Annotated in this window: 24 protein-coding genes; 10 read left to right on the forward strand and 14 right to left on the reverse strand. The window is 48.6% G+C overall.

Features of this window, described 5'->3' with window-relative positions; genetic code table 11:
* Positions 1-4: 4 nt before the first annotated feature.
* The 10 genes from BMZ54_RS13845 to BMZ54_RS13895 all read right to left on the reverse strand — a co-directional run bounded on the left by BMZ54_RS13845 (position 5) and on the right by BMZ54_RS13895 (position 8779).
* Entirely contained in the window at positions 5-904 is a 900-nt protein-coding gene (locus BMZ54_RS13845; protein WP_089912398.1) for a sterol desaturase family protein, read from the reverse strand.
* Complete coding sequence (locus BMZ54_RS13850) at positions 901-1809, reverse strand: N-acetylneuraminate synthase family protein (RefSeq protein WP_089912401.1); 909 nt, start codon at positions 1807-1809, stop codon at positions 901-903. Before BMZ54_RS13850 ends, BMZ54_RS13845 begins: the two co-directional genes overlap by 4 nt.
* A gap of 29 nt (positions 1810-1838) precedes the next feature.
* Positions 1839-2336 (reverse strand): KdsC family phosphatase, encoded by a 498-nt coding sequence (locus tag BMZ54_RS13855; RefSeq protein ID WP_089912403.1) that lies wholly within the window; start codon positions 2334-2336, stop codon positions 1839-1841.
* 19 nt (positions 2337-2355) lie between these two features.
* On the reverse strand, positions 2356-3159 hold the full coding sequence (locus tag BMZ54_RS13860) for an SDR family oxidoreductase (RefSeq protein ID WP_089912406.1): 804 nt from the start codon (positions 3157-3159) through the stop codon (positions 2356-2358).
* Between the two features lie 6 nt (positions 3160-3165).
* A complete protein-coding gene (locus BMZ54_RS13865) occupies positions 3166-4509 on the reverse strand; it encodes an aminotransferase class III-fold pyridoxal phosphate-dependent enzyme (protein WP_089912409.1) in 1344 nt (447 codons plus the stop codon).
* Positions 4510-4520: 11 nt separating this feature from the next.
* Complete coding sequence (locus tag BMZ54_RS13870; RefSeq protein ID WP_089912412.1) at positions 4521-5414, reverse strand: transketolase family protein; 894 nt, start codon at positions 5412-5414, stop codon at positions 4521-4523.
* Positions 5414-6271: a transketolase gene (locus BMZ54_RS13875; protein WP_089912415.1), complete on the reverse strand. Its 858-nt coding sequence runs from the start codon at positions 6269-6271 to the stop codon at positions 5414-5416. Before BMZ54_RS13875 ends, BMZ54_RS13870 begins: the two co-directional genes overlap by 1 nt.
* The gene (locus BMZ54_RS13880; RefSeq protein ID WP_202909244.1) at positions 6268-7110 is read right to left on the reverse strand and encodes a cytidylyltransferase domain-containing protein; all 843 of its coding nucleotides are present in this window, start codon (positions 7108-7110) and stop codon (positions 6268-6270) included. The genes BMZ54_RS13875 and BMZ54_RS13880 overlap by 4 nt, the downstream gene beginning before the upstream one ends.
* The gene (locus BMZ54_RS13885; protein WP_089912417.1) at positions 7103-8122 is read right to left on the reverse strand and encodes a UDP-N-acetyl glucosamine 2-epimerase; all 1020 of its coding nucleotides are present in this window, start codon (positions 8120-8122) and stop codon (positions 7103-7105) included. Before BMZ54_RS13885 ends, BMZ54_RS13880 begins: the two co-directional genes overlap by 8 nt.
* A gap of 315 nt (positions 8123-8437) precedes the next feature.
* A complete protein-coding gene (locus BMZ54_RS13895) occupies positions 8438-8779 on the reverse strand; it encodes a hypothetical protein (protein ID WP_089912423.1) in 342 nt (113 codons plus the stop codon).
* Between the two features lie 383 nt (positions 8780-9162).
* Between BMZ54_RS13895 and BMZ54_RS13900 the strand changes: the two genes are divergently transcribed.
* The 4 genes from BMZ54_RS13900 to qhpG are packed head-to-tail and all read left to right on the forward strand — an operon-like array spanning position 9163 to position 15964.
* Positions 9163-10683, forward strand: coding sequence for a ferritin-like domain-containing protein (locus tag BMZ54_RS13900; protein WP_089912425.1), 1521 nt, complete (start codon positions 9163-9165; stop codon positions 10681-10683).
* 18 nt (positions 10684-10701) lie between these two features.
* Entirely contained in the window at positions 10702-13110 is a 2409-nt protein-coding gene (locus tag BMZ54_RS13905; protein ID WP_202909245.1) for a hypothetical protein, read from the forward strand.
* Positions 13107-14483, forward strand: a complete 1377-nt coding sequence (locus tag BMZ54_RS13910) for a radical SAM/SPASM domain-containing protein (RefSeq protein ID WP_089912428.1) — start codon at positions 13107-13109, stop codon at positions 14481-14483. The genes BMZ54_RS13905 and BMZ54_RS13910 overlap by 4 nt, the downstream gene beginning before the upstream one ends.
* A gap of 2 nt (positions 14484-14485) precedes the next feature.
* A complete protein-coding gene (gene qhpG, locus BMZ54_RS13915) occupies positions 14486-15964 on the forward strand; it encodes a flavin-dependent monooxygenase QhpG (RefSeq protein WP_089912431.1) in 1479 nt (492 codons plus the stop codon).
* On the opposite strand, the gene BMZ54_RS13920 is transcribed toward qhpG, so the two are convergent.
* Positions 15911-16393, reverse strand: a complete 483-nt coding sequence (locus tag BMZ54_RS13920) for a type 2 periplasmic-binding domain-containing protein (protein WP_089912434.1) — start codon at positions 16391-16393, stop codon at positions 15911-15913. The genes qhpG and BMZ54_RS13920 overlap by 54 nt on opposite strands.
* 82 nt (positions 16394-16475) lie before the next feature.
* Complete coding sequence (locus tag BMZ54_RS13925) at positions 16476-18023, reverse strand: MFS transporter (RefSeq protein WP_089912437.1); 1548 nt, start codon at positions 18021-18023, stop codon at positions 16476-16478.
* Between the two features lie 175 nt (positions 18024-18198).
* Between BMZ54_RS13925 and BMZ54_RS13930 the strand changes: the two genes are divergently transcribed.
* The 6 genes from BMZ54_RS13930 (at position 18199) to BMZ54_RS32950 (ending at position 22705) form a co-directional block, all read left to right on the forward strand.
* Positions 18199-18672, forward strand: a complete 474-nt coding sequence (locus BMZ54_RS13930; protein ID WP_089912440.1) for a carboxymuconolactone decarboxylase family protein — start codon at positions 18199-18201, stop codon at positions 18670-18672.
* Between the two features lie 40 nt (positions 18673-18712).
* Positions 18713-19048: a YciI family protein gene (locus BMZ54_RS13935; protein ID WP_089912443.1), complete on the forward strand. Its 336-nt coding sequence runs from the start codon at positions 18713-18715 to the stop codon at positions 19046-19048.
* A 202-nt stretch (positions 19049-19250) separates the two neighbouring features.
* A complete protein-coding gene (locus tag BMZ54_RS13940; protein ID WP_089912445.1) occupies positions 19251-20486 on the forward strand; it encodes an RNA polymerase sigma factor in 1236 nt (411 codons plus the stop codon).
* Between the two features lie 83 nt (positions 20487-20569).
* Positions 20570-22036, forward strand: coding sequence for a glycoside hydrolase family 30 protein (locus BMZ54_RS13945; RefSeq protein ID WP_089912448.1), 1467 nt, complete (start codon positions 20570-20572; stop codon positions 22034-22036).
* 44 nt (positions 22037-22080) lie between these two features.
* Positions 22081-22494: a DUF4126 family protein gene (locus BMZ54_RS13950; RefSeq protein WP_089912451.1), complete on the forward strand. Its 414-nt coding sequence runs from the start codon at positions 22081-22083 to the stop codon at positions 22492-22494.
* A gap of 58 nt (positions 22495-22552) precedes the next feature.
* Positions 22553-22705, forward strand: coding sequence for a hypothetical protein (locus tag BMZ54_RS32950; RefSeq protein ID WP_156093017.1), 153 nt, complete (start codon positions 22553-22555; stop codon positions 22703-22705).
* 104 nt (positions 22706-22809) lie between these two features.
* Here the strand turns inward: BMZ54_RS32950 and BMZ54_RS13955 are convergent, their stop codons facing one another.
* Positions 22810-23145, reverse strand: coding sequence for an RICIN domain-containing protein (locus BMZ54_RS13955; RefSeq protein ID WP_089912455.1), 336 nt, complete (start codon positions 23143-23145; stop codon positions 22810-22812).
* Positions 23138-24421, reverse strand: a complete 1284-nt coding sequence (locus BMZ54_RS13960) for a glycoside hydrolase family 99 protein (RefSeq protein WP_089912458.1) — start codon at positions 24419-24421, stop codon at positions 23138-23140. The genes BMZ54_RS13955 and BMZ54_RS13960 overlap by 8 nt, the downstream gene beginning before the upstream one ends.
* Positions 24422-24659 lie beyond the last annotated feature (238 nt).

Raw genomic sequence — 24659 nt, forward strand, 5'->3', positions numbered from 1 at the left:
ACATTTATTTTGAAATAGCAGGTTCGGGATTCCGCTGTGGTGGCTCCGCTGATCTGCGTCCCATCTTCCCTAACCATTTTATTAAGCCGGGGCGTAAATGATAATATTTATTGAACAGCTTATGCTGCAGCAGGTCCTGCTCTGAAATCCTTTTTACTGCATGCACATGCTGCACAAAGTAATCTTTTGGATAGGCATATGGTAATCCAAAAGTATCCGGCTTTTTATCCGGCAGGTAAGCGGTGCCGAACAGCCAGTCCCACAGCGCAAACTTGGTAGAGAAATTAGCATAGAACACTTCCCTTGCATTGGCATGGTGCCACTGGTGCATTTCCGGCCCGTTGATCACATATTGCAGCTTGCCGCTCCTTACATTGATGTTGGAGTGGATATACATGCCCCACACCGCATCTATCAATGCTTTGATGGGCACCACCAGCGGGTTGGCGCCTAACAGTATAATGGGCGCAAACTCAATGGTCTGGTTAATCAGGATCTCCAGGCTATGCGAACGGGAGCCGGCCAGCCAGTCCACTTCCCTATTGGAGTGATGGGCTTCGTGTGTGCGCCACAGTAATTTGGAATGGTGCTGCCAGCGATGGAACCAGTAGATATACAGGTCGTGCGTGATGAGGAAGAACACCACCTGTACCCACAAAGGCCAGCCCGTAACCAGGTGAAGGGCCGACAAGTGCCAGGCCCTGTCAACAGGAAGAATAACGTAATCGAAGATCAGAATCTTCAGGAAATAGCTTTGTATAAAGGTGTACCAAACCAGGTCCACCCAAAAACCTTCCCTGAAAAGGGAAAGTCCTTTGGTATAGGGATATTTTCTTTCCAGCAATACCAGCACCACTACGCTTAACAGCAAAATGCCGGTAGTGTAATACACTATATGGTTCATGCAAGCGGCTTTAACTCCTCCTGTTGTGGTGTAATAACCCGGCGTAATCTTTTCAATACACCCATTTCGCTTTCGTATACACGTTTAATACCATCGCCCATAGCGGTTTCTATATCGCGGATATCACGCACCAGCTTGTGCATACCCTGCGGCTCTACAGATGCAGCATGGTCAGATCCCCACATGGCGCGGTCCAGTGTAAAATGTCTTTCTACAAAATAAGCGCCCATTACCACTGCTGAAAGTGTGGTGGCTAAACCGGTTTCATGACCGGAATAACCGATGGGTGTTTGCGGGTACAGCTCCTGCAGGGTATGGATCATTTTCAGGTTCAGCTCCGCAGGCGGGCAGGGATAGGCGGAAGTAGAATGTGCTACCATCAGGTTATCTGTACCAAATTTTTCAATGGTGCTTTCAATCTCGCGCATAGTAGACATGCCGGTTGATAAGATATAAGGTTTGCCGGTAGCTTTTACTTTTTCTATCAGTGCATAATCCGTAAGAGAGGCGGATGCAAATTTGTACACACCCGGGTTAAACTGTTCTATGAAATCTACGGAAGGCTCATCCCAGCAGGATGCAAACCAATCAATATTTTTATCGCGGCAGTGCTGGTCAATAGCGGCATATTCATCGTACCCCAGCTCTACCTTATGCCGGTAGTTAATGTAGGTCATGCGGCCCCAGGGGGTATCCCGCTGCATATGCCACTGGTCTTTGGGTGTGCAAAGCTCAGGAGTGCGTTTCTGGAATTTCACCGCATCGCAGCCTGCTGCTGCTGCTTCGTCAATGAGCTTTTTTGCAATTTCAAGGGAGCCGTTGTGATTGATGCCAATTTCGGCAATAATATAGGTGGGCTGGCCCTGACCAATACTTTTCCGGTTACTTACCGCAATTGTTTTCATATAGATTTTTGTTTGTTGTGGATATGCTGTCACGATCGGAATGCGATCAGCCACTCTGCAAACTCACGGAAGGCGCCTTCGCCGCCCTTTTGCGTACAATGAACATCTACTATCGCAGCTACCTGCGGCATGGCGTTTGCCGGACAGGCAGAAAGGCCTGCCAGCTGTATAATGCTGATGTCGTTAACATCATCGCCGATAAAGGCAATTTCTTCCGGCTGCAGTCCGCTGCGTTCCAGTATCACTGCCAGTAAGCCGCCTTTGTCTTTGATGCCCAGGTGCAGCTCAGTAATGTTCAGCTTTTCTGCACGTTTTACCACAGAGCCGGATGTTTCACCTGTTACTATGCCGGTTTCAATACCACACAGCTTCCGCAGCCGCTCAACGCCCATCCCATCACGGATGGAAAAACGTTTCATTACTTCGCCTGCTTCTGAATAATACACGCCATTGTCCGTTAATACACCGTCTACGTCCGTGAGCAGTAATTTGATCTTTCCTGCTTTTTCTTTTAATGTTTCGTTCATGTTGATGTTTGTTGAAATTTTAGATAGCTGTCCAACCGCCATCTACAACCAGGTTGGCCCCGGTCATGTAAGCGGATGCATTGCTCGCTAAAAATACAACAGCTCCTTTATAATCAGCGGCCGATGCCATTTTTCCTAATAATGTTTTGGCCGCGTAATTCTGTATGAAGTGATCATCCTGGCTGTTCTCCACACCACCGGGGGAAAGCGCGTTCACCCGCACATTTTTATTGCCCCAGTAAGCGGCCAGGTAACGGGTAAAGCCCAGCACCGCTGCTTTGGTAACAGGATAGGCCGGTGATTTATAAAAGGTTTGCTCCCCCGCTGCATTACGGTAAATGCTTTGATCCGGCGCTACTACGCCGTAGGTGGATGATATGTTGATAATGCTGCCGCTGCCCTGCTGTACCATTGCAGTACCCATTACCTGCGAGCAGAGGAACATACCGCTTACATTCACGTTCCAGGAACGGTTCCATTGTTCCAGCGGGTAGTTTTCAAACATCGATTGCTCTTTTGCCAGCAGGGGGTTTTCAAACATATCGTTGATGGCGGCGTTATTCACCAGCACGTCTATACGCCCGTAACGTTCCAGTATGCTGTTCTTTGCATTTTCCAGGGAAGCAGGGCTGGTAACATCCATTACCACTGCCAGGTGCTGCGGCCCTAATGCAGCGGCCAGGTTATTACAGGCGGCTTCGTTCAGGTCAGCTACCACTACCTGGGCACCGGCTTCTGCCAGCGCATGGCAATGCTGCACGCCCAATAACCCGCAGGCGCCGGTAACAACCGCTACTTTACCTTTTAAAGAAAAAAGATCCATGTTGTTTTACAGGGCTTTTACAACCGGTTTAGTATTAAAGTTGCTCACCTTTCTGAACACGGCTTCTACCGGCTTTCCTTTCAGCAGGCTGCTTACCCCGTTATTGGCTATTGCCTGCTGCAGCAGGGGCAGCACCTCGCGGTAAGCCGCCAGCGTATGCGCAATATCTGCATCCGTGTGGGTGAAGCACATGTTATGAAAACCGGACCACAGGATGCCTCTTTTAAATAGCTCCTGCTGTACAAATGATTTCATGTGCAGCGGATCCTGGCCAGGTGCATTGAAGCTTACCAGTGAGCGGCAATCGTAGCCGGTGCAGCTGGTATACTGCTGCATGCCTGTTTCTGCTGCTACCTGGTTATAGCCTTCCCGCAGCAGCTTACCTTTTGCTGCAAGCACCGCAGGCACATTCTGATCTATCATTTCCTGTATGGTGGCTACTGCTGCGGCCAATGACAGGGCTTCACCACCAAACGTGGTAAAGAAGAACACTTCTTCATTAAACAACTGCATCACCTCTTTACGGCCTGTTAACAGGGAAATGGGCATGCCATTGGCAAAAGCTTTGGAATAGCAGGCCAGGTCGGCTTTTACGCCAAAGTATTCCTGCGCGCCGCCTACAGCTATCCTGAAGCCGGTCCACATTTCATCAAAGATCAGCAGGGTGCCGTTGGCTTCACAAACGGCTTTCAGCTGTTGCAGGAAATTATCTTTAGGAGCTGCAAATACAAAGGGTTCCAGTATTACGCAAGCTGTATCTGCATCCAGCGCCTGCTTTACAGATTCAATATCGTTGTATTCAAAGGTGGCGCTGAGCGCGGCTATTTCTTCAGGGATGCCGCTGTTACGGCTTGTAACGGAAATGTACCAGTCGTGCCAGCCATGGTAGCCGCAGCAAAGCACTTTCTTTCTGCCGGTAAAGGCACGAGCTACGCGTATAGCCGCACTGGTTACATCAGCCCCGGTTTTGCTGATACGGATGGCTTCTGCGTTGGGTATAACCCGGTGCACCAGCTCTGCCAGCGTTACTTCCAGCTCATGCATCATAGAAAAAGTGATACCGTCTTTCAGCTGTGCGCTAATGGCTGCATCCACACGCGGATAACAATATCCCAGGGAAATAGGGCCTATGCCCATATTGTAGTCTATAAACTCATTGCCATCCACATCCCATACGTGCGCATCCTTCCCTCTTTTCAGGTACTTGGGGGCCACACCGGTAATATACTGGCCGGGGCCTTTGGCCAGGGTTTGGGTTACAGGCGTCATAATATTTACAGCGCGTGCATATAAATTATCTGATTCAGTAATTACAGGATACTGTTCGTTAAATGCTATGGTGTTAGGCATTGTATTGTTTTTTACAGTTGTTTTAAAATGGTGGCTGCTATGGCGTTGGGCGTAAATCCTTCAAAGGCCAGTACTTCGTTTAATGAACCGGGCCTGAACCAGCGCTCTTTCAGCGCCATCGGGAAGATGGTGGCCTTATGCGGCTGGTTCACCAATGTTTCTGCTACTATGGAATACAGGCCGCCGGTTTGCAGGTGATCTTCTATCGTTACCAGCAGCTTGCTGTTGGCAGCACAGCGGATAATACAGGCTTCATCCACCGGCTTTAAGGAACGCATGTTCACCAGACCTACGCTCAATCCTTCTTTTTCCAGCAGCTGTTTTGCTTCCAGCGCATTGTTGAACAAAAAGCCATAGGTAAGCAGCGTTACATCTGATCCTTCGCTGATAATCTCTGCTTTTCCTTTTTCAAAATCCGTGTGCGTATAATTGCCTTGTTTATGATTGATGCGTACATAAGAAGGTGCATCTGATTGCCAGATGGCCGGCAGCATGCGTACCAGGTCATCTTCATCAGCCGGGCAAAATACTTCCATGCCGGGTATGCCGCGCATAATGGCTACGTCTTCAATGGCCTGGTGCGTAGGGCCATTGCCGTCCGATAAGAAACCGGGAATATACCCGCTGAGCTTAACCGGTAAATGGGCAATGCCCACATCCGTTCTTATAAATTCATAAGCGCGCATGGTCAGGAACGGCGCCAGCGCATGCACCACCGGTATGCGGCCGCGCAGGGCCAAACCGGCCGCCATGCCTATCATGGTTTGCTCGGTAATGCCGGTATCAATGAAACGTTTTCCCAGCAGCTTAGGTGCGCTGCGTACCAGCGCCCTGTTCTCTGCCGTCATTACAACAAAACGTTCGTCTGCACTGGCTGTTTGTACCAGTAATTCTTCGTAGTTCATTAGCGTACCGTTAAGCTTTCCGATTCAATAATTGCTTCCTTATTGCCATGCAGCTCTTCCAGCAGCTGCAGGATCTCATTATCATTAAATGCACAGAACCAGCGGTCCGCACGGGCTTCAATACTGGGTAATCCTTTGCCGCGCACCGTGTTGGCTATAACAACATTCACCTTGTTATCGCTGAAAGGCAGTGTTTTGAACGTTGCTTCCAGCTGGCTCAGATCATGCCCGTCCACAGTTCTTACGGCACATCCAAATGCAGCAAACTTATCGGCCAGCGGTTCCAGCGGAATTAATTCCTCTGTTCTGATATTGGCCTGGAACTGGTTACGGTCTACGATAATGGTGAGGTTGTTTAACTGGTAGGCATTGGCTACCAGCAGGCTTTCCCAGACAGAACCTTCATTCAGCTCCCCATCGCCGGTGATCACCATTACCTGGTTAGGCTGGTCTTTCAGCTTACAATCCAGCGCAACACCGGCTGCCACTGCAGGTAAATGCCCCAGTGAGCCGGAATGAAATTCCACGCCGGGAATATTCCTGTTAGGGTGCCAGTAAACGCTGTCCGCTGCCAGCAGATGCTGCTGCAGCCGTGCTGTTTCAATAAAGCCCAGCTCAGCCAGCGTGCCGTATAATGCGGGTACATCATGTCCTTTGGAAAGGAACAGGTAATCACGCGCAGGGTTTTGCAGATCATCTGCATCAATATTCAACAGCTCTGAATACAGGTACACCATTAGCTCTACGCAGGACAATGAAGCGCCTATAAAACAGCCGCCGCCTGCCGTCATGCGTATTATGTGCTCCCTTACTTTCAGTGAGCGGGCCATCAGCTCCGCCAGTTTATTTTTTGTCATACTTCTGTTTCAGTTTCAGTTTCCGGGATCTTTGTCTGATCCGGTGTAATGGTTTTCAATTCATCCAGGTGATGGCGATACCAGTTTACGCCGGCCCATTGCTGGTTAATAAGAAAAATATCTTTGCGCTCTTCCAGCAGTGTAAGAATATCTGTTACAGAGAAAAAAGGATTGTGTTCGTACAAAGCTTCGTACACTGCTTTTATAAAGTGATAGTCTTCTGCGTAATCAATCGTGAACCGGTGGTTCATCGAATGGTCCACCTCCCCTTCCATCACTACATTCCCGATGCGGAACTTTTCGGGATGCTCCCATATATAAGGGGTGGTATGCTCTCTTTCCAGGAGCCGGTGTGCATGCTTCCAGGCATTTTCCAGCACGGCAAAAGGCATGATCTCCACATCATTCCCATCCGGATAAGTGGCGGGGTGCAGGTTGCTTACATAATCATACCGGTGTATGTTCTGCAGGTAATAGCCGATCACCCGGTCAATCACTGCAGGGTCTATGAGCGGGCAGTCACTGGGGATCTTGATCACTACATCTGCCTGGTATTGCAGCGCTGCCTGGTAATGCCTGTCCAGCAGGTCTGTGGCATGTCCGCGGTAACAGGGAATATCTTCACTGATACAGGTTATTTCAATAATATCATCCGTAACATCAGTAGTAGTAGCTACTACAATTTTCCCAACCAAAGCAGCTGCGCGCATACGCTGCACCTGCTGTACAAACAGCGGTTTGCCCATAAGCGGCATCAGTGCCTTACCGCGCAGGCGGCTTGATCCCATGCGGGTTTGTACTACTGTTACAATGTTCAGGTTGTGGTGTGTATTATGCATATTGCAATTCCGGTTGTTGCAAAAAATCGGCTCTGCTGCCTTTGTGCTCTATATAACCGCGGCAAATGGCTGCTATGTTATGTGCGGATGCACCGCCGTTCTGCAGGGGTGTTAGCCGCTTCAATGCTGCTACATCAAAATAGGAATGTACCTTTTTACCCAGGGCAATACCCATATATACCAGTGTTGAATACTGCGTGATCAGCTCCTCACAATTGGCTATCATATGCCCTGCATTTCCTTCTGTATATACCAATGCCTGTGGGGCATATTGCTTTATTTCTGCAGTAGCCCGTTCCCGGTTCTCGTTAGGGTGCAGCTTAAAAATAAGCTGCCGCCCGGCCGCGGTTTGCACACACCTGCCAATGAAGGCTGCCCTGTCGTCACGGCCGCCCAGCTCGCGTATGTCTGATGTAGCTACCATCACATAATCATGGTAAGGGAAATCATTGTTATTATGTATGGCTACATTATCGTAATTAGGAATGCCGGTAACAAAGATCCTTTCAGCGGCTGTTCCGTATTTTATAAACTGCTGCCTGTACCCTTCGGAAGCAGCGCAATAAATATCACAAATGTTATTGCTGCCATTGAAAGCCGTATTCATGGCCAGTACTGGCGGCAGCTTTAACGCGCGCACTATTTTACCCCAGGAGGTAACGGGGTCTGTCATTCCTTCCTGTACAAATACTGTTTTTATTTTCCGCAGGCCTCTGGGTATCACAAGGTCTGTGCAGCATACTGCCAGGTCATAGTTATTATGATAGATACTGCAGGCATAATCATTCCGTAAACCATGTTCGGCTATATACTTATCGGATTGCTTTTTAAAAACGCCGCCAAAAATGGTATGATTCAGCCATCCTCTTTTTACAAGCCATTTGATCATCGCATCATCGCTATAGATCTGGCTAAAGAAACAATCGTATTCCGGAAGCGCGTCGGCTATCTGGTGCATTTGTGTGGTCTGGTTCAACGAACCAATCAGGAACAGGATCTTCCTTCTTGACATATTATAGGTTCTTTCACCCTGCCAGTTCAGTTATAGGTAAAGCGGCAGGTCGTACATTGCTCCATTTTAAACAATGACTCAAACGTAGGAATTTTCATTAATCTGTATAACGGGCGGAAAGGAAGATCACAATAAGTTAATATTGGCAGGAATGCCTGAAAGGGGGTATTTATGATGATAAAGCAATTCGCCTTTCTGAGGAGGATTCAGCGCAACGTCATTTGCTGCAATCGCTTTGAAGTACCTGTCTTTTTTATCGCAGGAAAACAGGAAGCATGTTATTGTAAAAAGTAAAGCTATTCTCATAATGAATGATCAACCCACTACTTCCTTTTTCTTCTCTTCCTCTTCTACCATCCATCGCGTTAATTTATATTTCGGGAATATTTCGTTCATCTTCTTTCCAAGCCACTTGGAAACGATCTCAAATACCAGGAAGCCGATCACAATGGAGATCACCCATTCCATAGTGCTGTAGGTATGTTTATCCACTACTGTTTTGTGGGCTGCAAGTCCCCATAAATTGCGGATGCTGCGGGTGGTGAAGAAGTGCGAAACCAGCCGGGTAGACGCCATCCCGATCGCGAACCCTAAAAAATTACCAATGTAGTTGTTACATACATATTCCACGAACTTCCTGGCTACCCTGCTTTTCATATAAATAAATTTTTACATACCAATCTACTACTTATTTCTGAAAATAGCAGTACGCGAAAAAAATTATTTGACTGCATCCGGCTCTTTTCAACCCGGCAGCTGCAATTTGCTACCTTATAATATCCCTTTAAAAATACCGCTGTAAATATTTACAATAAAACAATCCAATTATATATTTACAATCTCCTATCTAAAATTTCATTTTGACAGCTCAAAAAAAAGTAGCTACCTTTAAAACACTCAGATAATCATCCGATAAGAAGCTTAATACAAAATAACTATTCGCACCACGTAACTATGAATACCCTGTAATGCCATATCAGTATTACAGCCACACATTTGATTTTCACTCCAAAGCAATTATTAACCAAATACGACCCTCAATGCAACGCAACTACGAACGTTATCTTGGCCCTGTTTTCAAGAGAGCCGAAATTAACAATTTAAAGGCCGCGCGCATTAAAGCTGCCGCTGATAATGGAAACCTGAAAGGCATAAAAACAGTGAATTATGCCGCCACTGCCCTACAGGAAACAGCGATCAATGAAGATGAATTTCTTCCCGTTCCCCCTGAATTTAATGGTAAGGATTATGTAAGCTTCCTGTTATGTATTGATGCTGAAATAGAGCATGGGCTTATGCTGCAGTATCTTTACGCAGCCTACAGCTTAGGCGGGCCGCAGGTTCCGCCGGAATTCCAGGATAAGGTACGCAGCTGGCAGGAAGTTATTTTAGGTATTGCCAAGGAAGAAATGGGGCACTTTGTATCTGTACAAAATGTGTTAAAGCTTATTGGTGCGCCACTACATTTTGAAAGACAGGATTATCCGTGGGATACGCCTTTTTATCCCTTTCCTTTTAAGCTGGAAAGATTAACCCTGGATTCCCTGGCCAAATATGTGTATGCAGAAGCGCCGCAAAAATGGCTGGATGAAGGTAGTGAGCTTGCAGAAGAGATCAAGGCGCGCGTGCAGCTGCAAACGCCACACCCCAACACAGTAGGCGCTTTGTTTGAAGTGCTGCTGAAATACATTAACGATCCTGCCATTATTCCTGATGAAGCTTTCCAGGCGGAAACATATCCGTTACAGGCTAAGTTCGATGAATGGGGACGCGGTTACGCCGGCGGACAGCGGGGTAATGCCATGCATGGAAGTCCTAAAGGAAGCCCGGATGTACTGGTAATGCCGCTGGCCAGCAGGGATGATGCATACAACGCCCTTGCTGAAATAGCAGAACAGGGCGAGGCTACTAACCAGGAAAGCCCGCAGCCATCACATTTCCGGCGCTTCCTTGACGTGTATACAGATATGCGGGATACCATAAAGGACGAAAATAGATGGTACCCTTCCCGGAATGTAGCTACCAATCCTGAAATACAAAGCGGCACCAATGACCCGGATGCATCCCCATCAGAAGGACAGGTAGCTGATGAAGATATTGAGCACATTACCAACCCGGAAGCAGTGAACTGGGCACATTTGCTCAACATCCGCTACCGCATGTTATTAAACTTTCTTACACACAGCTTTCTGCTGGATAGCGGCGCCAATAATGTAGGCGCTATCTCACCCCGTGGTATGATCATCAATTCTACCTTCGGTGAAATGTATAACCTGCGGAGCATATCTTCTGTATTGGTACAGCTGCCGCTTACCCGCCAGGATACCGGTAAATTTGCAGGTCCTCCCTTCCTCACCCCATATACCCTTACATTACCCATGGGTGAGCATAACAGGTGGCGTGCCCACAAAGATCTGATACAGGCATCTGCAGCTGTGATTGCAACATTGTTGTCCACTACAAAAGAGCACCACCACCGTTACCTCTATTCACTGCTTGAAGCAGATCAGCAGCTTTTGCAGCTGATAAATGAACTGACTGAAGCCACTGTTTGTCATTAACTATTCTAAAAAAAATTTATGCAAATCAAAGAACTCCGCATACTGCCGCCGGTAGCTATTGGCCGGCTGGGCTCCTCTCCCATTCCGGTAGCTGCTTATGACCTGGTTGTTCCGAAGAATAAACCGGTTGGTTTCCGGGAGATCCGTCCCCTGCAAACATTTACCATAGATGAACATACACATCAGGTAACAGCAACTATCCCTGCAGAGATCATCTTCAAAGATGCTGCTTCCACGGCCTCCAAGAACGGCACCATACGCCCGGTAGCGCCTTTCCTGGAATTGTTTGCTATTACGGATGATGCGCCGGATACACTGGTACCGGTAACCGCTGCGCTGCTTGAAGCAGCAGGGTATACCCTGAAAGATATCAGGTGGAGTGTGATGGTAGGCAACTTAAAGCTGTTCCGCAGAACCGGTGATGAGAAGGATAAGATCCATGCAGAAGTAATTAACATCCGGGATAATGATGTACATCCGCTGCTGGCTACCTGTGAAAATTTTTTACCCGGAAAAACCCTGCCCCTGGGCACGGTACAGGCCATTGCACCATCCAATGAATTTCCGGGATTAAGATTCCGCTTCACACCTGCCGGCGGGAAAGTATATGGCTCCTCTTTAAAAAGGATTGAAACGGCAGGCGCAGATCCGGTAGATGATCCTATTATCAATGATCCCTCGCTGATCCTTTATGATAAACATAAAGGGAAATGGATGGGATATAAGGAATCCTCCGCCTTTAACGCCACCTACACCATGCCTGCGCAGATCTTTGCCGGGTATGATGATGCAGCCGGCAACCATATCAGCTGGGGTTACCTGGATGATGAATGTGATGGCAGCGTAATGGCCGTGCTGGCAAAGGATGATGATGATGCAACGCCCGAACGTGTTTCCATCGTACATATCTGCGCAGGGCCTCCGGCCTTTGCCCCGGATATACTGCCCATTCGCGCCGTGTCTGATGAGCTGGAGCAAATACTGCAGGGTACTGACATTGATGGTGAAGTGCCTATTGAAGAAGCAGAAGAGATTGTGCGCCGTGCATTTGAATCCATTACACTTATGAACACAGCTGTAATGAATGGCAATCCCATTAACGGCAGGGAAAATGTAGCCAGCACCATGGTAAGGCAGGATACGAATGACCTGGGCCGTTTGTTTGAGCCTATTATGGCCGGCTCCCTGGTAGATAACCTGGCACTGCGCACCTTACATGAAAGAGTGTTTAACGGTTTAAGCACCGGTGCGGCTGCCTGGTTTGCCGATGCACTGCGCCGGCCTGATAAGATAGGCGACCTTTCTGATACAGAGCGCCGCAAAATGCCGGGCCTTATGCGGGGCGCAGATGGCAGGGCGCTTACTCTTACTTATCGTACGATCAATACCGTTATAAAGGCCGCAGCAAGCGCCCTGTTCCAGGATAATGAAAGTATAAAAAACAATTACGCCGGCCTGGGCGATCCTTTAAAGGCTGATAATCTTACAGCGCAGCTGTTTTACCGTGGCGCAGGCAACCCTTACAGCGTGCTGCCCAGGGCCGCTATCTCCAACTGCTTCCCAGGGCTGGAATTTGATTTCAGGAATTTATGGCGGCGCACCTTTAAAGAGATCACGCTGAGTGAGAACGATAACTATGTGCTGGCGGATACTACAACTAATAATTTAACAGGCCGGAGGCTGGTGGCCATTAACGGGCATCGTACTATGGTACGCGGAGTAGGCCCCGTATTTCCCGGGGGCGAAAATGTGCCTTTAGCCACCTCCGCTAATCCCAGCGGCGCAGTGTTCATGGAATGGTCTAACCTCATTGCCGGACTAAAGCTGCAGCCCGGAGATATTGTGCAGGCACAATTCACCAGTGGCCCCGCACCACTGCCGGTAATGGTTACAAAAAAAGACCTTGCACATAAAGACAAGTATCCTGTATTTGAGCTTACTGTAAATAATTTTTTCCGCGCAGGCAGGGCGGAAATTTCAGAGCTCATGGTAATGCCCGGTGAGCTTACCCATGGCTTATGCGCGCCCTGGCAAAATGATTACCGCGAATGTGCCTGTTATTACTGGGCTGCCAGCCGGCCGGATTATGTGAATGTGGAACCCGGGGAGAACGGACTTAGTAAAGGCGATATGTGGCTCTCAAAACGGCGTACCGGCAATTATGTACCGGATAACCGGGTGGATACCCGGCTGGTTTCATACGATGATCTTTTCAAAAACTGGGAAGGTGAGCTGAATTTTATTATCAACGGGCGCGATGCACTGGCAAGCAATCCGCTTCCTGAAGTTATTACATCCGTAGCATCAAATGGAAATGGCCATGACGTTGGTAACGGTAAGCATACTGCGCCCGGCGCTCACATTACAGGCAACCCGGCAGCCGAACGCCCGGTATCCGCTTCCACCAAATCAAACGGAAATCAATGACACCTACACTTTTGCAAGCTGATTCACTGGCCGTAATGGCCGGTGAATTAGCTTACCATGCAGCTACGCATTCAAAGCCTCATTCACCACAGATGCACCTGGTGCCTGCCGGAAGCGCTACACAGCTGTTCCTTGCCAATGGCAGCCGCCTGCATAGTATAAGCGATGAAACAGCAGCCACGTTAAAACAATTACAGGAACAAAAAAATGAAGCAGCCATTACAGCTACCCTGGCTGCGCTGGGCCTGGATGCCCCGCCGGCCATTGATGATACGCCTTTAAAAAACCCGAAGACCTACGCGCTTTCCCTGGCCATTGCCCAGAAATGCAATATGGGCTGCGCCTATTGCTATGCAGACCAGGGCGATTTTGGCGGTCCTATCAAGAACATGCCGCTGACCACTGCTAAAAGATCCATTGATCTTTTACTGGCTGATTGCACTGCAGGCAGCAAAGTGCAGCTCACTTTTTTAGGCGGTGAGCCGCTGGTGAACCGTAAAGCGCTGCGGGAAGCCACACAGTATGCCAGTGAACAGGGCAAACTAAAAAATGTGCAGGTTAATTTTTCCATTACTACCAACGGTACACTGCTGAAAGCAGATGATGCCGCCTTCTTTGAGCAGCACGGGTTTGCAGTCACTATCAGCCTGGATGGCATAGGTGAGCAGCACGACCGCTTACGGCCTTTAAAGAACGGCAGCGGCACCTACGCGCAAATAATAGAAAACATACAGCCCCTGCTGCAAATGCAACGGAAAATGCAGGTATCTGCACGGGTAACCGTTACACCGCTGAACATGGATCTTGCACAAACCCTGCAGGAATTTATTGGTATGGGCTTTCACAGCGTAGGGTTTTCACCGTTATTAAGGTCCAGCAACGGGCAGGGGGAAATGACGCAGCAAGACCTAGAGCAAATGCTGCAGGGCATGATAGCCTGCGGGCTTTTATTTGAACAGCATGTGCTGGCAGGCAAACGCTTTCCCTTTCTGAATATGGTAAATGCCCTCAAAGAAATAGCCAAAGGCACGCACCGTCCATATCCCTGCGGCGCCGGCGCAGGGTATATGGGCGTATCTGCAGACGGTGAGCTGGCAGCCTGCCACCGCTTTGTAAATGAGCCCGCCGGCCGTATGGGCAGCCTGGATAACGGTGTAGACCATACGCTGCAGAACAACTGGCTGGCTACACGCCATGTGCATCAGCAGCAACCCTGCAACCAGTGCTGGGCAAGATACCTTTGCGGTGGCGGCTGCCATCACGAAGTGCTGGAAAAAGGCCGCACCGCCTGTGACTACATACGCGGCTGGCTGCACTATACTATACAGGCACATGCAAGAATTACAAGATTAGCTCCCCATTGGTATAAATAGCTATGGTTCTCCAAACATTTGATGTACTGATCCTTGGCGGCGGCCCTGCGGGTACCTGCGCCGCCTTACGCCTGCTAAGCCTGGGCTACCGGGTAGCATTAGTAGAAAGAGAAAGCTTTCCGAGGCCGCAGATAGGAGAATCATTATCTCCCGGTATCCGGAACATATTTGAATACCTGCATGCAAGCCATTTACTTACCCGGCACAATTACCTGCAACAGCTGCCGGCTAAAGTAATATGGGAAACCAGCACAGCACAAACCATCAGCCCACAACAACGCGGTCCGGGTATAATGGTTGACAGAGGTTTGCTGGATAAAGACCTGTTGGAGCTGGCCGTTGACCGGGGCCTGCACCTGTTTCAGCCAGCCTCGCTTCATGGCCACGGGATTATGAAAGATGGCAAATGGTGGGCGCATATACGAATGGACAAGGCTTTTCATGTGCTTATGGCTACCTTTCTGCTGGATGCACGCGGACGTGATGGTACAGACCATGCGCACCGGATAACTACCGCCCCGCCCACGCTTGCGTTATGGGCCTATACCCCCGCACAGCAAATGCCCAATGAAACATTGATAGAAGCCAGGGATGACGGCTGGACATGGGGCTCCCCTATGCCGGATCAGCGGTTCAGGATCATATCATTTATGAACCCGGTTAAGATCAGGCCCGGCGCCATTGCAGATGTATTTGGCCAAACGTTGGATAAAACGCAGCTCTTCCGCTCCGTTATTCAAAACTGGCAACCACGGGACATAGCAGCCTGCGTGGTATCCAACTACGTGCATGCTGTTCCCTGGGATGAGCGTTACATTCGTTTAGGTGAAGCTGCCTTTTCCTTAGATCCGCTATCCTCCTCAGGTGTAGAGAAAGCCATGCGTTTTTCGCTGCAGGCAGTAATTGCAGTGAATACCATATTACAATCTGGCGATGAACAGCTTGCGCGATGGCTCTATGAAAGAAAACTAATAGATGCGGTGGTTACCCATACACGCTGGACTGCTGATTATTATGCGCGTGCCTGGACGAACGATCATCCTTTCTGGAAAGAACGGGCTACGCCGTTTATTTCAGATAAAAATATCCATACAAACTTTCATCAAACCTTATACAGCAGTTTTACCCAGACGCCTGTACAAAAAGCAACTTCCAGGAAACACGGTTCCTATGAAGAAGAAGATATATGCCGGCTGTGGGATGAGCCGGTGCAGCTGTCACCTGCCCTTACTTACCAGGATTGGCCCTGCATTGTAGATGATATTGTGCAGATTAAAAAAGGGATCTTTCACCCCAACCTGGAAGAAGGAATTGCCTACCTGGCAGATGTCGAAATATCGCCATTACTGATCAATATCCCCGGCAATGCTACTCTTGGCGGCATTATAGATGAGTGGAGCAAAATAACAACCTACAAGGGTGCAGCCTCAATGGCCTTGTTCCTCTGGGAAAAGGATATCCTTATTCAGCGGCAATGCTGACCAGGTGTATGTTATACTGTAGCAGTTCAAACCGTTACCGTCCCCATTAGCCTGCAGGTTTGCCGTATTTACAAACGGCGCCTGTGCGCTGGCAGCAGCACCGGTGCTGTCAGCCTTTACGCCTTCCAGGTCAAGATTAGCGGCCGGGATGTTTACTTTAATGCCCGTTACTTTTTCGTTGCTGCGCAAAAAGGCTATCTGCCCGCCGTATTCATCCACCGAAAACGTATCGGCCTGCTGACGGGTAAGGGTAGCAGAACCTAAGGTAGAGCTCACAAACAGCTTACCATCTTTCACCTCCACCAGGGATTCCGTTATGCTGCTACCTGCCGGAAAAGTGTACTTTCCGGTGTACACAGTTAATGCGGTATCCTGCGCCCATACTGAAAGCGAAAGAACAAGTCCGGCAAACAAAAAAAGATACTTCATATACTGCTGGTTTATTTTTAAGCCGGTAAATTACCCTGGCTATACGAGCGCTACAAGAAAGACCCGTAAAATTATTGTTAAACTATTGGTCCGTTTTCTTCACCACACTATTCCTGATAAGCACAAAACCTACCGCAGCCCCTGCAAAACCCAGCAAAGCTGCTATACGCATAATTTTGCCGTAAGCCGCTATAAAACTCTCATGGTAAGACTTCTGTACCTTTTCTTTATCACTGCCCTGCAGCGCGGCCGGCGCCTTTGCATTGCCCAGCTCCATGGCTTGCTGCATAACCGCTTGTTTTGACTGATCGCTCAGCTGCACCTGTGCAAGCTCCTTTTGTAAGGCGCCTGAAAAAAGCACCACGGCCAGCGCTCCGAAAATGGCATTGGCAAAAACGCCGGAAATACGCGACAGCGCATTATTTACTCCTGAAGCAGTACCGGAAAAATGAGGGTTTACCGCTCCCATCACTGTAGCAGTAAGCGGTGCCACAGTAAACGACATACCCAAACCTAAAACAAGGATCCCGGGAAAGAACGTAGTAAAATAAGCAGATGGTCCGGCCGTTTGTTTCACAAAAGATAACAACAGCAGGCCCAGTCCCGCCAGGGCCGGCCCAATGGTAAGCAGTAAACGGGGACCATACTTATCAGCCAGGCTGCCGGCAAAGCGGGCCACGAATACCATTAAAATAGTAAAGGGTAAAAAGGTTAACCCGGATTGCAGCTGGTCGTACCCCTGCACCTGTACCAGGTTCAGGGAAAGGAACAGCATACCCGCGCCCAAACCGGCATACAGAAAAAAGGTAAGCAGGTTAGCGCCTGAAAACGTAAGGTTGGCAAACAAGCTTAGGGGCATCATGGGGTGTTTGCTTTTCTGTTCAATAATAATAAATACCACCAGCAATAACAGCCCTACTCCCAGCGATGAATATACCTGCCAGTGCAGCCAGCCCACGGCAGGCATCCGCAGAAAACCAAAGGTGAACAAGGCCAGCCCCAGCATAATAGCCACAGCGCCCGCATAATCCAGCGTATGATCTGCCGCCTGCTCGCGGTTCTCTTTTACCAGCTTCCAGAGAATGATCAGTGCCGCAATGCCAATGGGGATGTTAATAAAAAAGATATAGCGCCAGTAACCGGCATCCGCCAAAGCCCCACCCAGCACCGGCCCGCCAATGGTTACCACCGTAGTAAAGGCCGACCAGGTACCAATAGCCTTGCCCCTCTCCTTTTCATGAATGGAGGAAGAAATAAGCGAAAGGCTGCCCGGTATCATCAGCGCACCGCCAATGCCCTGTATCATCCTGAAAATGATCAGCAGTGTTACAGTTCCCGAAATGCCACAGGCAGCTGACCCGGCTATGAAAATAAAAATACCGGCCATGAAGATCTTCTTACGCCCCAGCTTATCGCCCAAAGAACCGCCGATCAGCATTAAGGCCGACAGCATTAAAAGATAGGCGTTCAGGATCCAGAACAGGTCTGTACCGCTGGCATCCAAACTTTTTTGAATGGAAGGCAATACCACGTTTAAGGCCGTAGCATCAATAAAAGCCATTGCAGAAGCCATGATGGTTGACACCATGATCCACTTGCCGGCCGGGCTGGAGAGAGATACTGTTTCCATGGGAAGTTTTTAGCGGGTATCTATAAAGTTAACGTGCTTATGATATAAAACAACTTCTCTTGATAACATTAGATCCCGGGGTATTTAAAAAATATTTTCCCGTTTATGTCCAATTCGTCTTTTCCCGGTCATTATTCAGGTATAAACACAATCAATAACCTTTAAATCAATACAAATGGAACAACGTATCAATGCATTTGCAAAAGGACAGGCAGCTATGAAATCTTTATATGGCATAGGCATCTACCTGGCAAAATCGTCCATAGAAGAGCGGCTGCGGAATTTAATTTACTTCAGGGTATCGCAGGTGAATGGCTGCGCCTATTGCCTGGATATGCACTCCAAGGACCTGCGTGCAGCCGGTGAAACAGAACAGCGTTTATACATGCTGGATGCCTGGCGCGAATCGCCGGTGTACACCCCGCGTGAACGTGCAGCCCTGGCCTGGGCAGAATCCGTTACCAGCCTGCATGAAGGACATGTTCCGGATGAAGTGTATGAACAGGCGCATGCAGAATTTTCTGAAGAAGAGCTGATAGACCTTACCCTGGCCGTGATAGCCATTAACAGCTATAACCGCATTAATGTAGCCTTCCGCACCGCCGCAGGATCTTATGAACCCGGACAGCACGCAGTAGCTGCGAAATAGTATTTAATTGTATATTCAATCACCTGTTAAAAATAAACCAATGAAAGATTTCATGTTAATTTTCCGCCAGCCCAGCTATGACTATAGCAATCTATCGCCTAGTGAGATGCAAACCCTTACCAAAAAATGGCAGGACTGGGTAGGCGGTATTGCCGCACAGGGAAAGCTAAAGGCCACCGGCCAGCGCCTTTCTTCAGAAGGCAAAGTGCTGAAAGCTGGCGGTGTGGTTACCGACGGTCCTTTTGTGGAGATCAGGGAACGTTTAGGCAGCTTCATGATCGTAAAGGCCGATAACACGGACGAAGCCACTACCCTGGCTCATGGCTGTCCTGCCCTGGAAGCCAATGGCAGTGTGGAAATAAGGGAGATCGTTTAACCTGTATCAATACTACAGTGGAGTAGACTAAAGAAAATGTAAAATGTAAAATGTCGCGGTACCAGTACATACATGTTCGCGGCATTTTACTTTTACATTTATAACTATCTTGTTCATAAAGTCTTTTTAATGGTCTCTATGAACCTCCTTCGCCGGCTTTAAATTTTACATTTTATATTTTTTTGGCTCCGCCTCGTGCTTTATGGAAAAAGAACACACGCCGTTAAAACATTTATTCCAGCAGGAGTTTTCCAAAATGGTAGCTGTTATCAGCAAACTGTTTGGCCTGCAGCATATTGAAATAGCGGAAGACATTGTAAGCGAAACCTTTTTGCAGGCCACGGAAACCTGGGGTGTTAAAGGCATACCTCCCAACCCCACTGCATGGCTGTATGCCGTAGCCAAACAAAAAACGCTGTACCATTTCAGGCGCAATAAAATATTTGAAGAAAAGGTAATGCCGGTACTCAGCGCCGCACAGGAAACCACACAGGAAATGGATGCACCGGACTTTTCGCAGCAGAACATACAGGACAGCCAGCTGCAAATGCTGTTTGCCATCTGTACGCCGGCCATTGCCAGCGAAGCCCAGATAGGGCTGGCCTTACGCATCCTTTGCGGTTTTGGGATAGATGAAATTGCAGAAGCATTCTTATCAAATAAAGAAACCATTAACAAACGTTTATTCCGCGCCAAAGAAAAGCTGCGCGCAGAAAACATAAAGATGGAGCTGCCGCCGGAAAATGAAATTGTACAGCGGCTGGATAATGTGCTGCATATTATTTACCTGCTTTTCAGCGAAGGGTATTATTCCAAAACGCGGAACCAGATCCTGCAGAAGGACCTTTGTTTTGAAGCACTGCGCCTGGGCGTTATGCTCACTGCTTATGAGCGTACCAATCTGCCCCAAACCAATGCGCTGCTGGCGCTCATGTGTTTTCATGCCTCCCGCTTTGAGGCCCGTGAAACAAATGATGATACCGTTATACTCTACGAACAGCAGAATGAAGCCCTGTGGGATACGGCCCTCATTAACCAGGGCATCCATTTTTTACACCTGGCCGCACAGGGGAATGAGCTCAGCTCTTACCACCTGGAAGCCAGCATTGCCTACTGGCACTGTACCAAAGAAGATACCCCGGAAAAATGGGAGAACATCCTGCAATTATACAACCAGCTGCTAACCATCAACTACTCACCCAGTGTAGCCCTGAACCGCACATTTGCCCTGTACAAGGCCAATGGCGCAGCCGCAGCCATTGCAGAAGCGGAAAAACTACGGCTGGATAATAACCACTTTTATTTCCTGCTATTGGGCGAGCTGTATAAGCATACAGATCCCGCAAAAGCCATCACCCATCTCCAAACGGCATATACATTAGCCAAAACACAAACGGAAAAACAGGGCATCCGGGAAAAAATAGACGCCCTCCGCTAACCATTACATATCCGGATAAAGCGCTTATCTTAGCGCATAACAAACCTGCACCACGGGGTTTCTAAACATTTATCCATTACAAAATGAAACGCTACGTCATCATCATTACAGCGGCTGTTTTAGGCGCCTGTCAACAGCCTGCGGGCACACCGCAACAACCGGAACATCCAACAGCACTGAACCTTAGCGGCCGCAAAGTAACGGTATATACTACCGCAGACAGCACCGGCTACCGTATCACGGCCACGGGTACACTGAATTTTGAGGATCTGCCTCAACCGCTTGAAACACAGCCCTGCATTTTTGTAGATCCGCAAACTACCTTCCAGCAATTTGAAGGTATTGGTGGTGCGCTTACAGATGCAGCAGCAGAAACCTTTGCCAAACTACCCAAACCGGCGCAGGACTCCCTGCTGGCGGCGTATTACGATCCTGCCAAAGGTATTGGCTATACCCTTGGCCGCACCAATATTCACAGCTGCGACTTTTCCAGTGATTCCTATACTTATATCAAGGAAGGCGACAGCACCCTGAGCACCTTTAGCCTGGCGCATGATGAGCAGTTTAAAATACCGCTTATTAAAAAGGCCATTACCGCAGCAGGTGGCAAGCTACCCTTGCTGGTAAGCCCCTGGAGCCCGCCGGCCTTTATGAAAGATAATAACAGCATGCTGGGTGGCGGTAAGCTGCTGCCCGCTTACCGGCAAAACTGGGCTAACTATGTAGTAAAGTTCATTAAAGCCTTTGAAGAAAAAGGCATACCGGTGTGGGGCCTTACCGTGCAGAATGAGCCCATGGCCAAACAAAAATGGGAATCCTGCATTTTCACTGCCGAAGAAGAAAGGGATTATATTAAAAGCTTCCTGGGCCCCACGTTACAAAAGAATGGGCTGGAAAGCAAAAAGCTGATTGCCTGGGATCATAACCGGGATCTTATTTTCCAGCGCGCCAGCACTATCCTGGAAGATGAAGAAGCCGCCAAATACGTATGGGGCATAGGTTTTCACTGGTATGAAACCTGGACCGGTGGCGACATGCAGTTTGATAACCTGCGGCTGGTGAACCAGGCCTTTCCCGGCAAACACCTTGTATTTACCGAAGGCTGTAAAGAAAAATTCAGCATGGACAGCGTGAATAACTGGAGCCTGGGCGAACGTTACGGCCATTCCATGATCAATGATTTTAACAATGGCACTGTAGCCTGGATTGACTGGAACCTGCTGCTGGATGAACATGGCGGGCCTAACCATGTAGGCAATTTTTGCTTTGCACCGGTACATGCAAATACGCAGAACGGTAAGCTCATTTATACCAATGCTTACTGGTACATTGGGCACTTCTCTAAATTCATACGCCCGGGCGCTAAACGTATTGGCGCTGCTGCCAGCCGCTGGCTGCTGCAAACAACAGCCTTTCAGAATACAGATGGCAGCATAGCCGTAGTAGTTATGAACACCTCCTCCCAAAAGATCCCGTTCCAGCTATGGATCAAAGGGAAAGCAGCCGGTACGGAGAGTTTACCGCATTCTATTATGACGATGGTGTTGTAGTATGGTACGATTTTTCCGCACATACTCACATAAACACCAACACCATGAAAAATTCCCCCAAAGAATACGCAAAAATAGCCGGCGCCAGCGCCATTGCCGGCTCAAGAACCATGCTGGCGCCGGCTTTGGCCAACCCGGATAACAAGCTGCTAACCGTGATGGCTGTTATGGAATTGTGTGGAGATAAAGTACCGGGTGTGGGCGACCGTATTGCTATGCCCGGCCTTATAGGCCGTAGCATTTCCGGCGCCATTACTGGCGTTACGCTCAGCCGCCGCAGGCATAAAGATCCCTGGCTGGGCGGCCTGTTAGGCGCTGCCGGGGCATTGGCGCTAACATATCTTACCTTTTATGCCCGCAAACAATTAGTGAAGAGAACGGGCCTCCCGGACCCATTGGCAGGGCTGCTGGAAGATGTGCTGATGATAGCTGCCGGGAAAAAATTGCTGGCCAAATAAGATCGTATTACATTTATCTTACGATTATACTTATCTTAGGCAAAATAATCTACAGCTTATGTCACTACTGAATAACAACAACAAAAAGGGAAAAAAGGACAAAAAGCAAACGCCCAACGCCATTCCCGGGGCTACCAATTTCATGAAACCTAATAAAGCTGCCGGTAATGCTAAAAAACCAATGCGCACCGGCGGCACCCGTGGCAGCTGATTGTACTATCACGCCCAACAGCCCGTTTGGCAAAGGATACAAAGGAAAAGGCCGGAATCACTTCCAGCCTTTTCTTCTTTATAAAACCTATTATGCAGGAGGCATCAGTTCTGTAGTATCCACTGGCTGCTCTCAAAAAAATCCGGCACTGCCGTACATTGTGCAAAGCCGCCCTGGTTTTCCACGTTCAGGTAAGTATTCTGCCATTCATTCTTCAACCGTACATTACCGTTATAGCTTTCCAGCTTCCAGTAGCTGCTGTAGTATGTATTAGGCACATCCGTGCTTTCTGCATAGGGGTACAGGTGCTCAATATTTAAATAGTGACTGGTAGCCAGGTTCTTAAACCGGATATGCCCGTTCACTGTTTCCTGTACCCACCGGTACTGGTTGCCGCTATTGCCGGCGCTGTATTTCACCTGGCCGTTATCTTCATACAAATAGGTGCTTAGCCCATTTGTTTTTGATCAGCACACCGGTACCGGTTGGCGGGGGATTACTGCCACCCAGGGTATTGAGCAGGTTCTCCGCATTGCCCGTTTGTAAATTGGCCAGGTAGGTAAATACCTGGTTCAGCTGCTGCTGTACGCTGCCATTACCGGCGTATTGCTTGCGCGCATTATACAGGCGGGTTACCAGCTCCAGCTCATGCTGGCCATAAGGTACGCCCAGCTTTTGCTGCATAATGGTAAGAAAAGAATAGCCGTATTCGTCCGTAGGTTCTATGATAGTACCTTCTCCGTAATCGTTCCAGGTAGCAAATTGTATGATGTTCACGCCGGAGCCCAAAGCCTTATCCAGCATAGTAGAGAAGGTGCCCGTTCCGTTAAAGGGAATTTGCCAGGTGGGGCCATCGGCGCCACCGGCTGCGTAAAAGGAATTGAAACCGGGATACACTACGCCAATGGATAAGGGAAAACTGCCGGCCTGCGCATAATAGTTGTTCACCACCGTGGGGTGATCCTGGTAGATCCAGGGGAACTCGCCACCGGCATTATTGCTGCCTACCTGGCTGGTAAAACCATATAAGGGTATCACTTTCGGGCGGGGACTTAACCCGTTCAGGATCACATCCCATTCAGCAGGCTGGTGAAAGGTAATAGGCCCAAAGTTCAGCACCACCGGCGCATTATTGGTTTTCAGGTAATTGCTTTGGTTAAAATAATTGCTTTGCATATAGGTAAAATCGCCATGCGCATCGGCCGCCATACCAGGGTCCCAGTTGCGGTCCTCATGCACAATACCAAACTGCAGCCCCACAGCGCCCAGCTTATTGATCAGGGCATTGGAGTTGGCAAGGTTATCCGGATAGTCGTACCGCTGGCGGGTACCCGGCCAGTCAATAAATACACCGTCTGCACCGGCATACTTCATTAAAAGCAGCTGGTATTCAATAATATCCGGATCGCCGGAAGCATAAGGCCCTGTTTTAGGATAGTAGTAGGCTGCAATTTGCCTTTTCCCGTTTACGATCACATCCGGATTGCGGGTATTCATTTTCCAATGATAACCCCAGGCGCCGCGGGAGGCCGGCGTTTCAAACCAGGGCATCCAGTGAATGAATATTTTTTTAGCGGTGCTTTTAGGAATAGCTACCGCAGTGGCAGATACATCGGTTAGCGCGCCGCGGCCTGCTAAAAGATCATTTTGCTGCAGGGATTTATTACAACCGAACAGCAGTAGTGCACAACAGCAGAAATAGATAAGGGTTCTCATGTAAAAAGATATTTAGTTAGTGGAATAACGGCGCAGCCGCCATTGAATAAGTGAACAGGTTTTCAGATATGTATGAATAGGTTTTCAGGGATGGAAAATAGGCAGATGCCGGAAGCCTGCATAATTATATGTGAAAAATATAATGGTAAACGGAGTAAGAAGGTGAAGGAACAGCTAGCAATCAACTGGTTGAATAAAGGCAGGTATAGAAAAAATATAACGGGTTAAACAGGGTCAG

Origin of the sequence: Chitinophaga rupis (genome assembly GCF_900109685.1) — a bacterium.
Taxonomy (GTDB): domain Bacteria; phylum Bacteroidota; class Bacteroidia; order Chitinophagales; family Chitinophagaceae; genus Chitinophaga; species Chitinophaga rupis.

Coding starts and splice junctions, on each gene's coding strand:
- BMZ54_RS13930 (WP_089912440.1), top strand. CDS start 18,199: ATGGAACAACGTATCAATGCATTTGCAAAAGGACAGGCAGCTATGAAA.
- BMZ54_RS13920 (WP_089912434.1), bottom strand. CDS start 16,393: ATGAAGTATCTTTTTTTGTTTGCCGGACTTGTTCTTTCGCTTTCAGTA.
- BMZ54_RS13900 (WP_089912425.1), top strand. CDS start 9,163: ATGCAACGCAACTACGAACGTTATCTTGGCCCTGTTTTCAAGAGAGCC.
- BMZ54_RS13940 (WP_089912445.1), top strand. CDS start 19,251: ATGGAAAAAGAACACACGCCGTTAAAACATTTATTCCAGCAGGAGTTT.
- BMZ54_RS13860 (WP_089912406.1), bottom strand. CDS start 3,159: ATGGATCTTTTTTCTTTAAAAGGTAAAGTAGCGGTTGTTACCGGCGCC.
- BMZ54_RS13855 (WP_089912403.1), bottom strand. CDS start 2,336: ATGAACGAAACATTAAAAGAAAAAGCAGGAAAGATCAAATTACTGCTC.
- BMZ54_RS32950 (WP_156093017.1), top strand. CDS start 22,553: ATGTCACTACTGAATAACAACAACAAAAAGGGAAAAAAGGACAAAAAG.
- BMZ54_RS13870 (WP_089912412.1), bottom strand. CDS start 5,414: ATGAACTACGAAGAATTACTGGTACAAACAGCCAGTGCAGACGAACGT.
- BMZ54_RS13895 (WP_089912423.1), bottom strand. CDS start 8,779: ATGAAAAGCAGGGTAGCCAGGAAGTTCGTGGAATATGTATGTAACAAC.
- BMZ54_RS13935 (WP_089912443.1), top strand. CDS start 18,713: ATGAAAGATTTCATGTTAATTTTCCGCCAGCCCAGCTATGACTATAGC.
- BMZ54_RS13925 (WP_089912437.1), bottom strand. CDS start 18,023: ATGGAAACAGTATCTCTCTCCAGCCCGGCCGGCAAGTGGATCATGGTG.
- BMZ54_RS13885 (WP_089912417.1), bottom strand. CDS start 8,122: ATGTCAAGAAGGAAGATCCTGTTCCTGATTGGTTCGTTGAACCAGACC.
- BMZ54_RS13960 (WP_089912458.1), bottom strand. CDS start 24,421: ATGAGAACCCTTATCTATTTCTGCTGTTGTGCACTACTGCTGTTCGGT.
- BMZ54_RS13950 (WP_089912451.1), top strand. CDS start 22,081: ATGAAAAATTCCCCCAAAGAATACGCAAAAATAGCCGGCGCCAGCGCC.
- BMZ54_RS13865 (WP_089912409.1), bottom strand. CDS start 4,509: ATGCCTAACACCATAGCATTTAACGAACAGTATCCTGTAATTACTGAA.
- BMZ54_RS13910 (WP_089912428.1), top strand. CDS start 13,107: ATGACACCTACACTTTTGCAAGCTGATTCACTGGCCGTAATGGCCGGT.
- BMZ54_RS13880 (WP_202909244.1), bottom strand. CDS start 7,110: ATGCATAATACACACCACAACCTGAACATTGTAACAGTAGTACAAACC.
- BMZ54_RS13850 (WP_089912401.1), bottom strand. CDS start 1,809: ATGAAAACAATTGCGGTAAGTAACCGGAAAAGTATTGGTCAGGGCCAG.
- BMZ54_RS13905 (WP_202909245.1), top strand. CDS start 10,702: ATGCAAATCAAAGAACTCCGCATACTGCCGCCGGTAGCTATTGGCCGG.
- BMZ54_RS13945 (WP_089912448.1), top strand. CDS start 20,570: ATGAAACGCTACGTCATCATCATTACAGCGGCTGTTTTAGGCGCCTGT.
- qhpG (WP_089912431.1), top strand. CDS start 14,486: ATGGTTCTCCAAACATTTGATGTACTGATCCTTGGCGGCGGCCCTGCG.
- BMZ54_RS13845 (WP_089912398.1), bottom strand. CDS start 904: ATGAACCATATAGTGTATTACACTACCGGCATTTTGCTGTTAAGCGTA.
- BMZ54_RS13875 (WP_089912415.1), bottom strand. CDS start 6,271: ATGACAAAAAATAAACTGGCGGAGCTGATGGCCCGCTCACTGAAAGTA.